The 13,567-nt window shown below is 69.5% G+C and carries 7 protein-coding genes; 6 read left to right on the top strand and 1 reads right to left on the bottom strand.

Going from position 1 to position 13,567, the window contains the following annotated elements:
- Positions 1-131 precede the first annotated feature (131 nt).
- The 6 genes from Q1K70_RS07025 (at position 132) to Q1K70_RS07000 (ending at position 11,697) form a co-directional block, all read left to right on the top strand.
- A complete protein-coding gene (locus tag Q1K70_RS07025) occupies positions 132-731 on the top strand; it encodes a hypothetical protein (protein ID WP_300157278.1) in 600 nt (199 codons plus the stop codon).
- Between the two features lie 210 nt (positions 732-941).
- Entirely contained in the window at positions 942-2,657 is a 1,716-nt protein-coding gene (locus tag Q1K70_RS07020) for a glycosyltransferase (protein ID WP_300157276.1), read from the top strand.
- Complete coding sequence (locus Q1K70_RS07015; RefSeq protein WP_300157274.1) at positions 2,654-4,621, top strand: hypothetical protein; 1,968 nt, start codon at positions 2,654-2,656, stop codon at positions 4,619-4,621. The genes Q1K70_RS07020 and Q1K70_RS07015 overlap by 4 nt, the downstream gene beginning before the upstream one ends.
- Positions 4,622-4,625: 4 nt before the next feature.
- On the top strand, positions 4,626-9,491 hold the full coding sequence (locus Q1K70_RS07010) for a tetratricopeptide repeat protein (RefSeq protein ID WP_300157272.1): 4,866 nt from the start codon (positions 4,626-4,628) through the stop codon (positions 9,489-9,491).
- Positions 9,464-10,534, top strand: a complete 1,071-nt coding sequence (locus tag Q1K70_RS07005; protein ID WP_300157270.1) for a glycosyl hydrolase — start codon at positions 9,464-9,466, stop codon at positions 10,532-10,534. Before Q1K70_RS07010 ends, Q1K70_RS07005 begins: the two co-directional genes overlap by 28 nt.
- 14 nt (positions 10,535-10,548) lie before the next feature.
- Positions 10,549-11,697: a polysaccharide deacetylase family protein gene (locus tag Q1K70_RS07000; RefSeq protein WP_300157268.1), complete on the top strand. Its 1,149-nt coding sequence runs from the start codon at positions 10,549-10,551 to the stop codon at positions 11,695-11,697.
- A 184-nt stretch (positions 11,698-11,881) separates the two neighbouring features.
- Here Q1K70_RS07000 and Q1K70_RS06995 read toward each other — a convergent pair whose 3' ends face one another.
- Positions 11,882-13,336 carry an NAD-dependent succinate-semialdehyde dehydrogenase gene (locus Q1K70_RS06995; protein WP_300157265.1) on the bottom strand — a complete coding sequence of 485 codons (1,455 nt, stop codon included), beginning with the start codon at positions 13,334-13,336 and terminating at the stop codon, positions 11,882-11,884.
- Between the last annotated feature and the right edge of the window lie 231 nt (positions 13,337-13,567).

The following is a 13,567-nucleotide window of genomic DNA, read 5'->3' as shown; positions in this document are numbered from 1 at the left end:
CTTTCGTCGGCGCGCACACGACCTGGCGGTGCATCGTCTTCGACGGCCCGGCCAACACCGACGCCCATACCGTCAACGTCAGGATCAGCGGCGGCGGGCCGACTTTCGAACAGTGCACCTTCGGCCCGGGCATGCAGCCGCTGTCCGTGGGCTCGGGCGGGGCGGGCTTTTCGCGCTGCACCATCGCCGGCGCGCGCCGGGGCACCGATGACGGCCAGATCGTCACCCTAGACGCCGGTTCCTCGCCCGTGACGTTCGACTACTGCCTGTTCGCGGACATGCAGTTCGGCTACGTCCGGCCCCACACGGCCTCCCGGGTGCAGTTCAACAACTGCCTGCCGGCCGGCTTTTCCGGCGACGTGCTCTACAGCTCCTCGGGCGCCGCCATCCCCGGCGGCGTGCAGCTCACGAACTGCCTGCTCATGGCCAACGGCTACGCCGCGGACTACCTCGTCTGGAGCGAGACGGCCGCCGCCAGCGTGACCCTGAGCCATTGCCTGACCCAGCCGCGAAGCCCCGTGGACCTCACCGGCGCGAAATACAGCGCCAACGTGACCGAGGTCAGCCCCCTGACTCCCGGCTCGCCCGGGCTCACCCGGCCGGCCGCCGCGGGAGCGGCCGCTCGTGCGGAAATGCCGGCCTCTCCTCGGGCGTCGCCGCTCTCGCCGTCCTGGCACCCCTCTTGCTTTCTTTTCGCTGCCCGGCGCAGGCCCGGGGGACCCACCGGGTGACCTGCCCGGCCTGTATCGATAACATATTGAAAAAATTAAATATTTATTTGAATATACCACCACCGCAACATCCCCTCGTCAAGAGCGGCGCAGCGGAGGCGGCCAATGAAAACGCAGATTCTAACAATATAAAACGAATCGGTCGGAAATTATTCCGGGCGGAAGTGTCAGGCCCGCTCCGGCTGCCAAGCAACCTGGGAGCACGAGGATATGGAAGTCTTCCCCCGCGAGAAGCCCGACCGCCGCTTTTTGCCGGACATCCCCTCCAAGGGGACCACGCGACGCGCCCACGACACGCGCTATTTCTCCGAGGGCAAGGCCGACGTCTATTCCGAGGACGGCAAGTACCGCTATTGCTCGGGAAACGTCGTCAACCTTTCCCAGGGCGGCATGCTGCTTACGCCCGACAAGAAGCTTCGCGTGGGCCAGAAGGCCATGCTGCGCTTCTTCCTGAGCGCCGGCACCCTGCCCGAGGGCTACGAATCCTACCTCAAGCTGCCGGCCACCGTGGTGCGCCTGGACGTCTCCAGCGGAAACGCCGCCTTTCGGTTCGACAAGACCATCACCGAATGCCTGCGCCGCAGCCGCTGGCGCTATTTCGAGGCTACGGCGCTGCTCGGCGTCATGCTGACCCTGATCGGCGTGTGGTTCCTCAAGAAGGAGAGCGTCTTCTACTTCTGGTTCGACGTGCCGGTCTTCCTCTACGGCCTGTGCGCCCTGTTCTACCTCTTGTCGCGCTTCTTCTTCGCCGCCCTGTACCGCCCCTTCCCCGTGGATCCCGACTTCACCCCCAGCGTGAGCGTCGTCATTCCCTGCTTCAACGAGGAGGAATGGATCGAGCGCACCGTACGCGGCTGCCTCAACCAGCACTATCCCGAGGAGCTCCTGGAAGTGATCGTGGTGGACGACGGCAGCACCGACGGGTCCTTGACCGCCCTCGAGGCGGTCAAGGCCAAGATCTACGACGAGGTGGGCGAGCGGCTCGTCATCCACGCGTTTCCCCGCAACCGGGGCAAGCGCCACGCCATGGCCGCCGGCGCGCGCCTGGCCAAGGGCGACGTGCTCGTGTTCGTGGATTCCGACAGCTTCCTGCAGCCGATCTCCATCCTCCAGGTGGTGCAGCCGCTGAAAAATCCGCGCATCGGCGCATCCACCGGACGTTGCGAGGTGGAGAACAAGTGGACCAATGCGCTCACGCGCATGCAGGCCGTGCGCTACTATGTGGGCTTTCGCATCTTCAAGGCGGCCGAGAGCGTCTTCGACGCCGTGACCTGCCTGTCCGGCCCCCTGGCCGCCTACCGCCGGGACGTGCTCATGCGCTGCCTCGACGCCTGGGAGCACCAGACCTACCTCGGCCGACCGGCCACCTTCGGCGACGACAGGAGCCTGACCAACTACGTGCTCGGCAGCCACGACGCCGTGTACCAGCACACGGCCGTGACCCACACCATCGTGCCCTCGTCCTACCGGAAGTTCTACAGCCAGCAGATGCGCTGGAAGCGTTCCTGGCTGCGCGAGACCCTGCGGGCCTGCGCCTTCATGTGGAAGAAGGAGCCCTTCATGGCCATCTCCTTCTACCTGGGCTTCATCCTGCCGCTTCTGGGACCGGTCATCGTGCTGCGGGCCTTCGTGTTCATGCCCCTGGTCTACGGCGTGTGGCCCGTCATGTACATCGCGGGCGTGTTCGTCATGAGCATGCTCATGTGCACGTCCTATCTCTTCATCAAGCGCTCCAACCTGTGGTTCTACGGCGTGCCGTTCTGCTTCTTCTACCTTTTCGTGCTGCTGTGGCAGATCGTGTGGGCCGTGCTCACCTTCTGGAAGTCGGAGTGGGGTACGCGGCCCTCGAGCCATGACGCCAAGGTCCCGGCCAAGGACGCTCCCCAGCCCCGGGCGGCCACCCAGACCACCGGGGACCAATCATGAGAAAGTTCCTGCGCTACGCCTTCCAGTACGCCATCCTGGGCGTCGTCGCCTTGGCCGTCTACCAGACGACCTTCCGGCGCGGCGCTCCTCCGGCCGAGGACCGGGCCGCCTGGAGCCAGCGCGACGGGTTCGTGGCCATTTCCTACGGCGGCCTGACCATGGAGGAGCGCGAAAACGCCCTGGTGACCAAGGCCCGGCTGCGCGAGCACCTGACGGCCCTGGCCAAGGCCGGCTTTCGCACCGTGGCCACGGCCGACTTGCGGGATTTCTACAATGCCGACAAGCCCCTGCCCGAAAAGGCCCTGTATGTGATGTTCGAAGGCGGGCGCAAGGACAGCGTGCTCTTCAGCCAGCCCGTGCTCCAGGAAACGGGCTTTCACGCCTCCCTGTACCTTTTCGGCGGCCACCTCACGGGCTGGAACCGGTTTTTCGTGCGCGCCGACGAGCTGGGCAAGATCGCGCGCAGCCCCTTCTGGGACGTCGATTCCATGGGCTACCATGCCGAGGATCCCGCCGCCGCCGGGAAAACCGCCGCCTTTCATTACCTGGCCGCGCTCCAGACCGGCCCCGACGGCAAGTCCGTCGAAACCCAGCAGGAGTTCGAAGCCCGGGCGGCCGAGGACTTCCGCCTGGCCTACCGGTCCATCGACGAGGCCGCCGGCGTCCCGCCCCTGGGCTACGTCTTCGTGCCGGCCAACACCCTCGGCGTAAGCCTGCCCGCCGCCCTGGCCGATCCTCTCGAGAAGGACCTCAAGGCCACCTTTCCCGTGGCCTTCACCCGGGTGGGCGAGGCCTACAATTCCCGGGAGAACGATCCCCACGCCCTGACCCGCCTGGCCGTGGCCCCGGACTGGACCGCCGAACGGCTGCTCCTGGAGATCGACTCCCGCCTGCCCCGGTCGCGCTACCTGGACTTCTCCGATTCCGTGCGCCAGGGCCTGTGGCAGGTCGCGGCCGGAGACGTCGCGGCCGACGGCCAGCGCCTGACCCTGACCGCGCCGGCCGGCGTGGACCCTTTCGCCCGGCTGCGGGGCTCCGAGGGGTTCGAGGACTTCCTGTGCCAGGTCAAGGTCGATCCCCAACCGGGCGGCGCGAGCCTCGTCTACCTGCGCTACCGCGGGCCGGGCTCTTTCGTGCGCCTGCAGATCACCCAGGACCGGGTGGTGGTGCAGGAAAAAAACGGTTCCTCCCTCAACACCATCCTCCAGTACGTCCTGCCCCTGGAGCACGACGGCCCCGTAAGCCTGGACGGCTGCGTCAAGGCCAACCGGCTGCTCCTTTCCGTGGACGGCAAAAGCGCCTGCCCCTATCCCATTCCCCTGACGGCCGACACCAGCCGGGGCTACTTCGCCCTGGGGGCCCTTTCCGACAAGGAGCAACAGCCGACCAGCTTCACGGACCTGCGGCTGACCACCTTTGCGCCGCGCTGGGTCCAGTTGCCGACCGTGCGCGACGCCGCCCTGGACGAGGCCCGGACCCTGACCGGCATGATCCTGCCGGCCACGAACCTCGCCTCCGACCCGGTGGGCGACGCCGCCGCCCTGGTGGCCGTGTCCGCGGCCGGCGTCGGCGTCTACCTGGACATGCCCGAGGCCGACGCGGCCAAGGTCATGGAAACCGTCGCCTTCGTGGAAAAGGCTCCGGCGGCCATGGTCTTCGCCAAGCTGCTGCGCGGCTTGGTGCTGTCCCTGGACAACTTTCCGGACCTCGCCGCCCTTTCCCCGTGCATCAAGAATCTCCGGGCCAAAGGCTTCGCCGTGGTCCTGCGCCTGTCTCAGGCCGAAGCGGCGCGCCTGGCCGCCGGGCCGCTCCTGACGCCGGACTGGCTGCTCTTCGACGTCGCGCCCGCCGAGGACGCCCCGGACATGGCGACGCTTCGGAACCGCTACGACCGCGCGCGCATGCTCTTCCGCCTCCCCGCTCCTCCCGAGGCAACGGCCGTTTCCTACGAGGTGAAAAGGTAGCGCCATGACCAAGACACTGCTTCTGCTCATGGCGCTCGTCCTGGCCGCGCCCACCGCCGCCTCGGCCGCCGACGCCTCGGTGGTGACGCTTTTGCGCCAGTCCCAGCAGGCCGCCGCCCGGGGCCAGACGGCCCAGGCCATGGAACTCGTCGCCCAGGCCCTGGCCCAGGACCCGGCCTATCCGCCCCTGTGGCGACAGAAGGCCTCCCTGCAGATCGCGGCCAAGGACTACGCCGGCGCGCTGGAGACCCTGGCCGTGGCCATCCGGGTGGAGCCAGGGGACCTGGAAACCAACGTGCTCGAACTCTCGGCCCTGCTGCGCCTGGGCGAGGGCGGGCAGCCGCGCCTTTCGCAGTATGTGGCGGGGCTTGGCGAGGGCATGGCCGGCGCGCTCGTCATCGACCTCCTGTCCCGGCCCAAGGCCAAGGCCGACCTGACCCGGTTCCTGGCCGCCTGGAAGCCGGCCGGGCCGGACGGCCAGGCCGTCAAGGCCCTGGCCGCCGGCTACGCCGCCGGCGACCCCGGCTCCCTGCGCGCCCTGGCCGACGCCCCGGACATTCCAGCGCGAAAGGACGTCGTGGCCGCCCTGCAATTTTTCGCCGGCAAGGAAGCCCTGGCCGACAAGCGCCTGGACCTGGCCCAGGCGCTCCTCGACAAGGCCCTGGCCAACGGCTACGACCCGGTGGCCGTCACGGGCGAGCTCGGCTGGGTGCGCTACAACCAGGGACAGCCCGGCGCGGCCGCGGACCTCTGGGAAACGCAGTGGCGCAACGCCCCGGACGTGGGGCTCTGGGCCGGCTGGATCGCCGACGCCCGCCTGGCCTCCAAGGACTACGTCCGGGCGGCGCAGTTCCTGGAAAAGACCCTTCAGTTCAATCCGAAAAGCCCGGTCTACCAGGGCCAGTACCTCTTCGCCCTGCGGGCCTCGGGCCAGGGGCCCGCCGCCGAGGCCTTCGAGGAGAAGCTGCGCGACGCGCCGGACCAGGACGGCCTGCACTTCGGCCTGGCCATGGATGCCTGGCGCAAGGGCGACCTGACCGCCGCGACCGGGGAATTCCGCCAGATCCAGAACCGCCGCCCCTTCCGCGACCAACTGATCGAACTGGCCGACGCCTGGGTCGGCCGCATCGGCCCCAAAAGCGACCCGGCGAGCTGCATCGGCCGGATCGAGGGGCTCATCGAAGGCCTGGACGTGCGCCCGGCCATCCTGCGCGACATCGGCTGGCGGCTGTGGGCCGCCGGCAAGCAGGACATGGCCCTGTCCTTCTGGAAGCAGTCCCTGGACGACGGCCTGGCCGCCAGCGATCCGCTGGTGGCCCGCATCGTGCCGCTGCTCGTCGAGACCGGCCGCGCGGCCGAGGCCATGGCGCTGCTGCGCGCCCACGCCCCGGAGGTGACGCCGCTCGGGCTCGCCTGGTCCCTGGCCGCCGGCAACCGCTGGGATCTGGTGGGCAAGGTGCTGGCCCAGGGGCCGGCCGGCCCCTATCCCGACCTGCTCCTGGCCATGGCCGAACTGCAAGACGGCAAGTCCCAGGCGGCGCTCAACCGCCTGCGCGCCCTGGCCGCCCTGCCGGCCGGCGGCCTCGGCCAGGCCCCGGTGGCCGGCTTCGACGCCGACGGCCGCCTGACCCGGGCCGTCCTGACCCCGGCCCTGGCCGGCGAGGTCTACCTGCGCCTGGCCCGCACCATCGTGGACTACCAGTTCGCGGCGGCCTATTTCGTCCTCACGCCCCCGGCCTGGGCCACAGGCGTTTCGGCCAAGGCCATGGCCCCGGTCTGGGCTGGCGCGGGCCGGTCGCTCTGGAACGCGGGCAAGCTCGACGAGGCCGCGACGTTCCTGCAAAAGGCGCTGGCGGCCGATCCCGGCCAGACCCAGGCCATGCTCTATCTGGCTTTAGTAAAAAAACGGCAGGGCCAGGACGCGGAAGCGGGAAAGCTCCTGGACGCGGCCATGGCCAAGGCCCCGCCCTTCGACCGCGAGTACGCCCTGGGCGAGTTCGCCCTCCTCGACGGCGATAAGGCCGCCGCCCTGAGCCGGTTCCAGGCCGCCGTGAACCTCTCCCCGGCCGACGCGACGCTACGGCTTCGGGTGGTCAACCTGCTCGTGGCCGCCGACCGCTTCGCCGAGGCCCGGCGGGTTGACGCCTGGTTCGAGGACAAGACGGCCAAGGGCGACAAGGCCGTCTTCAGCGCCGCGGCCGCCGCACGCCTGGACCTCGGCGACCCCAAGGGGGCCGAGGCCCTGTACCGGGCCATGCTCGCGGTCAACCCCGATTCCCTGGACTACCTGTCCGGCCTCGGCCTGGCGCTGAACCGCCAGAGCCGCTACGCCGAGACCGTGGCCGCCCTGTCCGCGCCCTACGCCGCTTCCGCCTCGCCGCTGCTCGGCGGCGTGGTCTGCGAGGCCCTGCTGTCGCTCGGGCAGTACCAGGAAACCATCCGCCAGGCGGAGATCGGCCTGGCCCGCAACCCCAACGACAAGGAACTCCTGCGCCAGGCCGCCGAGGCGGCCGAATTCGCCAAGGACCCGGCCCATTGCGAGGGCTACGCCAGGCGCTACCTGGAACAGGACCCGGACTCGGTCACCATCCAGAACATGTACGGCCAGACGCTGCTCGACCAGGAGAAGTACGAGGCGGCCATGGCCCACTACAAGGGGCTGCTGGAGAAAAACCCGGTCTACCTGCCGGCCCTGCGCGGCATCTTCAACATCCACCAGTACACGGGCGACGCGCCCAAGGCCTACGAGGCCGCCCAGAACCTCATGACCGTGGCCCCGGACAACGCCACCCTGCGCCTGCACTACGCCGTGGCCGCGGCCGCGGACCACGACTACCGGCCGGCCTTCCCGACCCTGGAGAAAATTCGCGACTTCGGCCCGGGCAGCCCTGTCCTGTGCCTTTACTACGCCGACGTGCGCGACGCCGAGGCCGCCGGCAAGGTGCGCCTGTCCCAGCTGGCCGAGCACCTGCGCGCCGTGGCCGCGGCCGGTGGACGGTTCCTCGACGTGGCCGAGCTGGCCGCGCGCCCGGCCGGCGAGGAGGCCCGCAAGAAGCGCGACGTCGACCTGGCCCCGCGCGTGGCCCTGCTGGTGGACCGCACCGCCGGCCCGGTTCTCGACAAGATCGACGCGCTCCTGGCCGAGGTTGGCGGCAAGGCCCTGCTGGTGGTGGGCGGCGAATCCCTCGCCGACGGCACGCCCTACCTGCCGGACCTGGCCCAGGTGCGCCGGCTCGTGGGCACGGGCCGCTGGAGCCTGGCCCTGACCGACCACCGGCCGCCCACGGTGACGAGCGCCGACGGCCGGCCCACGGGCCTTTGGACCGCCGGCGGCGCGGTCGCCGGGGACGCGGCCGACCCCGGCGCGGCGGCCGCCCGTCTGACCGCCCGGCTCAAGGCCCTGGACCCCCGAAGCGAGATCCTCGGCAGCGCCCGGCCGGTCTTTTTCTATCCCGGCGGAGATGCGCCCATAGAAGCCCTCGGCGCGGACGCCGCCGGCCGGGAAGGCTACGCCAAGGCCGTGGCCGAGGCCTTTCCACTGGCCTTCGAGCTCACCCCCGAGGGCTACTGGACGCCCGTGTCCGATCCCCGGCGCATCGCGGCCAAGGCCGTGTCCCCGTCCCTGGACGCGGCGGGACTCGGCCGCTACCTGAAGCAGGCCAACCCCATGCGTCAGGTGTCACTGGAGCTGGCCAAGGTCTATTCCTGGCAGGAGCAGCTCGGACAGGCCGAGAACTATTTCAAGGAAGCCGCCGACCTCAAGGTCAACCCGGCCGACCTGACCTACCACCGGGCGGTCAACGCCTACTACATGCACGACGACCCGGTGGCCGTGGCCCGGGCGGAGAAGGCCGTGGAAGAGGCCCCCGACGCCCCGCGCACCCACGTCCAGCTCGGCCGGGCCGAGCTGCGCACCCGCCCCAGGGTCGAGGCCAGCGCCACCACCTGGTGGGACAGCGACAACCGCCAGTACGGGTGGTTTGGCCTGGGCGGCGACGTCCACCTGCGCGACGACTTGCTGGTCTTCGCCAGGACCGGCCGGATCCAGTGGTCCCTGGACAGCTTCCAGCGCCGGGGCAAGATGCTCAAGGCCATTTCCAACACCCTGGAAAACGGCTCCCTCGCCGCCTCGGACGTCTACGACGTGCTGCACTCCCGGCGCACCCGACACCTCGACGGCGAGGACCTGACCGTGGGGGCGCGCTGGTTCTTTCACCCCGAATTCTGGCTGGAAGCCCAGGGTCAGCTCACCAACACCGACTCCGGCCCGTCGACCTGGATCAACGGCATGGCCACCGTGCACGGCCCCCTGGCCCCCAAGGGGCTGCCCGTGGACGGGACCTGGGACCTGCAGGCCGCCCACGAGCGCATCGACACCGTGGAGGCCATCTCCGATCAGATCATGGCCAACCGGCTGAGCCTTTTCACCCACAACCGGGTATTCGACTACTACGACCTCTTCCTCAACCTCCACGGCATCTCGCGCACCGACGGCAACAACACGAGCTCCGTGGACGGCCGGCTGCTGGCCCGGCTGTTCGAATTTCCCCTGTTCTCCCTGGGCTACGCCTTCCAGTTCGCCAACAGCGACCGCAACCCGCCCCAGTACTGGGCCCCCCTGGACCTGGCCACCCACCTGGCCTACGGCTCCTTCGGCTATTCCCCGACCCGCTGGTTCAACATCAACGGCAGCGCCGGCTACGGCCCGTCGCGCGACCGCAACAACGACTGGCGCAACATCTGGCGGGCCAACGCGGGCATGGACATCACCATGCGGGAACGGCTAAAGCTCTCGGTCAAGTACTCCTACTTCAGCACCCCCACCTACAACCTCAGCGAAGCATGGGCCGGCATCAGCTACATATTCTGAAGATCATCCAGGCCGCCTGCCGGGGACTCCCCCTGGCGGCGGCCCTGGTCTGCGCCGCCCTGTTTCTCGTCGCGCCGGCCCGGGCAACGGCGGCCGGCACGGAGATCACCACCTGGATCGCCGACTGGGACCTGGCCCGGGGCCTGACCGAATGGCGCGCCCACCAGGGACTTTTCGATTCCGTGCGCGTCTTTTCCGCCAGCTTCGACGAAAAGGACCGACCGGCCCTGTCCCCGGACTGGGCCCGCGTCCTCGGCCGCGACGCCGCCGCCGTCTTCGGCGGCACGCCGGCTTACCTCACCGTGGTCAACGACGTGGTCACGCCCTCGGGCAAGGGCAACAAGCTCAAGGATCCTGGGCTCGTCTCCCGGCTGCTGGCCACACCCGACTCCCGAAGCCGACACCTGGACGCCCTGCTGTCCCTGGCCAGGGACAGCCGCTTCCAGGGCTTGGAAATCGATTACGAGAACGTGGCCGAGGCGGACTGGCCGGCCTTCCTGGACTTCGTGGCCGCGCTTTGGCAACGCGCCAACGCCTCGGGCTTGCGTCTGTCCGTGCTGCTTCAGCCCCAGCGCCGCTACCTTTCGCGCCCCCTGCCGCCCGGGCCGCAATACGTGCTCATGGGCTACAACCTCTACGGCTTCCATTCCGGCCCCGGCCCCAAGGCCACGCCGGCCTTTCTGGCCGAGCAGGCCGCCGCCCTGCGCGCCCTCGGGGCGCTCTCGTCCACGACCCTGGCCCTGGCCACGGGCGGCTTCGACTGGACCGGCCCCAAGGCCGCCAGGCAACTGACCGAGGCCGAGGCCCGGGCGCTTCTGGCGCAGCAGGCCGCCGCGCCGACGCGCTCGGCCGGGGACGGCTACCTCGTCGCCCGCTACCGCGACGGCACGGGAAAGGACCACGAGGTCTGGCACGCCGACGGCCAGACCCTGGGCACGTTGTGGCAGGCCGGCCGCCAGGCGGGCTTCGCCGGGCTGGCCGTCTGGCGTCTCGGCGGCAACACGCCGTCGCTTTTCGAATTCCTGTCCAGCCTCAGAAAATGAAGGGAGAAGTCCGCGTGCGCATCCGTTTCGCCGCCTTGGCCGGCGGCCTCGTTTTGACCTGTCTCGTCCTGGCGGCCCAGGCCGTTCCCGCCTTGGCCCAGGGCCTTTCCCCGGCCACGCGCGGCGTCCCCCTGCCCGGAACCGGCCCCCGGGCCTACGTGGCCATCGTCATCGACGACCTGCCGAACCTCGACCTCTGGTCGCGCCTGTCCGAGGACGCCGACGCCTTCGGCGTCAAGACCACCCTGGCGCTCAACACGGCCAAGGCCACGCCCGAGGATTACGCCCTCATGTCCCGGCGCATCGCCGCCGGCCACGAAGTGGCCAACCACACCCGCGACCACGTGTCCGTGGCCCCGGGACCGGTCATCCGGCTGCGCTACTTCAATCCGGCGGCCAAATCCGCCTTCCTGGTCATCGATGGGGAGAAGCCCACGCTGCGGCTTTTCGTGGACGACAAATCCGAACCCGCGGCCGCCTTCGACCTGTCCGAGGAAGGACGCACCCCGAGCCTCAAGCAGCTCGTGGACGCGCTTTGCGACGTGCGCGGCGTGACGGCGGAGCTCGGCGACCCCTACTACGCCAACATCCGCTCGCGGTTTCTGGCCGCCAAGGACAAGGTGGACGTCTTTTTCAAAAACGGCCTGGTGCCCCTGTTCGTGGACGGGACGGCCAGCGCCCGCTACGAGATGGCCGGGGCGCTCGAGGACATCAAGGCCGGCCTGCCCGACCATCCGGCCACGTCCATGGTCTTTCCGTTCCTGGTCAGCGACGCCGTGTCGCGCGCCGCGGCGGCGGAGCTCGGCATGGACTGCGGCCGCGTGGGCACGGCTGGCAACGCCGCCCTGGGCGCGCCGGGCGGCTACGACCTCTACCGCATCTACGCCGTCAAGCCCCGCGACGCCTTCGGCACGGACCCGGCCAGCCCGGAATTCAAGGAAAAGGTCGAGGCGTTCCTCAAGAAGGCCAAAGAAGTGGGCGGCATGCTCAGCCTCTACTCCCACGGCCCGGACGAATTCACCAACGAACAGTGGAAGGCGCTCTTGCCCCTGCTGGCCAAGGACAAGGAGGTGGCCTACGTCACCCTGCGCGGCCTGGGCGAGGCGGTGCGCAGGCTCGGCACGTTGCGCGACGGCAAGTACTTCCTGCCCCAGGGGAAATAGCCGGGCGGCGGTTATCGCGCCAGATCGCGCAACGCCTCCGGGCTTTCGGAAAAATCAAACGAAGACGCGCCCCTGCATCCGGCGTCTCCAGGACGCCGGATGCAGGGGCGCGATGCGTTTCCAGGGCGGGCGGTCGGAAGGGCGAGCCCCTCCGGCCGGCGCGAGCGTTTCCCTTGTTTCGCGATCAGCCGATCTGGGAGCAGATGTATTTGATCTCCAGGTACTCGTCCATGCCGTACTTGGAGCCTTCCCGGCCGATGCCGGACTGCTTCACCCCGCCGAAGGGCGCGACCTCGTTGGAGATGAGCCCGGTGTTGTGGCCGATGAGGCCGTATTCCAGGGCCTCGGCCACGCGCCAGGCCCGGCGGGCGTTTTCGGTGTAGAAGTAGGCGGCCAGGCCGTACTCGGTGTCGTTGGCCGCGGCCACCACTTCCGCTTCGGTCTCGAAGCTGAAAAGCGGGGCCAGGGGGCCGAAGGTCTCTTCCCTGGCCACGCGCATGGCGCTGGTCACGCCCGTGAGGATGGTGGGCTCGAAGAACTGGCCGCCGAGGGCATGGCGCTTGCCGCCGAGCAGCACTTTCGCGCCCTTTTCCACGGCGTCGGCGATGTGGCTCTCGACCTTCTCCACGGCCTTGGCGTCGATCATGGGGCCGACCAGCACGCCCGGGGCGTCGCCCCGGCCGATGGGCATCGCGGCCACGGCCGCGGCCAGCTTGGCGGCGAAGGCGTCGTAGACCCCGGACTGCACGTAGAGCCGGTTGGCGCACACGCAGGTCTGGCCGGCGTTGCGGTACTTGGAGGCGATGGCCCCGGTCACGGCGGCGTCGAGGTCGGCGTCGTCGAAGACGATGAACGGCGCGTTGCCGCCGAGCTCCAAAGAGATGCGCTTGATGGTCGGGGCGCACTGGGCCATGAGGGTGCGGCCGACTTCGGTGGAGCCGGTGAACGACAGCTTGCGCACCGTGTCGCTTCCGGTCAGCACCGCGCCGATGGCCCGGGACTTGCCGGTGACGACCTGGAACACGCCGGCCGGCACGCCGGCGGCCACGGCCAGCTCGCCGAGCGCCAGGGCGGAAAAGGGCGTCTGGGCGGCCGGACGCACGATCATGGCGCAGCCGGCGGCCAGAGCCGGCCCGGCCTTGCGGGTGATCATGGCCGCCGGGAAGTTCCAGGGCGTGATCGCCGCGCACACCCCCACGGGCTGCTTGATGACGAAGAGCCGTTTGTCGGCCGTGGGCGCGGGAATGACGTCGCCGTAGACGCGCCGGGCCTCCTCGGAAAACCACTTGATAAACGACGCGGCGTAGAGGATCTCGCCCTTGGCCTCGGCCAGCGGCTTGCCCTGCTCGGTGGTGAGGATGCGGGCCAGGTCGTCGGCGTTGGCGATGATGAGGTCGTACCATTTCTCCAGCACGGCGGCGCGCTGGGAGGCGGCCAGGGCCGCCCAGGGCTTGCGGGCCCGGTCGGCCGCGGCGATGACGCCCTCGATCTCCTTTTCGGACAGCTGGGGCACATGCCCGACGAGGCTCCCGTCCGCGGGATTGGTCACGGCCATGGTCTCGCCGCTTGCCGCCGCCACCCAGGCGCCGTCGACAAGGCAGCCTTCGCGGAAAAGCTGCGGATTGGAAAGCTGCAACATGAGATTCCCCCTGTGCTTGCGTTGACGAAATTCCCTTGCGGGATTGCCTTGCCTCACGGGCGCGCCGTCGTTTCGCCGCTCGAAATTTGCAAAAACAGAATATTCTCCGTAAAAATCCGGAGCCGGGGAACGGCGCGCAACAGGCCCGGGACCCATTGGGTCAAGGCCTATAAGCCCGGACGCCCGCGCCGCGCAAGGGGGGCCCCGCCCGGCCCGCCCGGCGGCAAGGGG

It is taken from the genome of Solidesulfovibrio sp. (assembly GCF_029978005.1).
In the GTDB taxonomy this organism is placed as follows: domain Bacteria; phylum Desulfobacterota; class Desulfovibrionia; order Desulfovibrionales; family Desulfovibrionaceae; genus Solidesulfovibrio.
The sequence above is the reverse complement of the archived record's forward strand: the minus strand, read 5'-3'. Positions and strand labels throughout refer to the sequence as shown.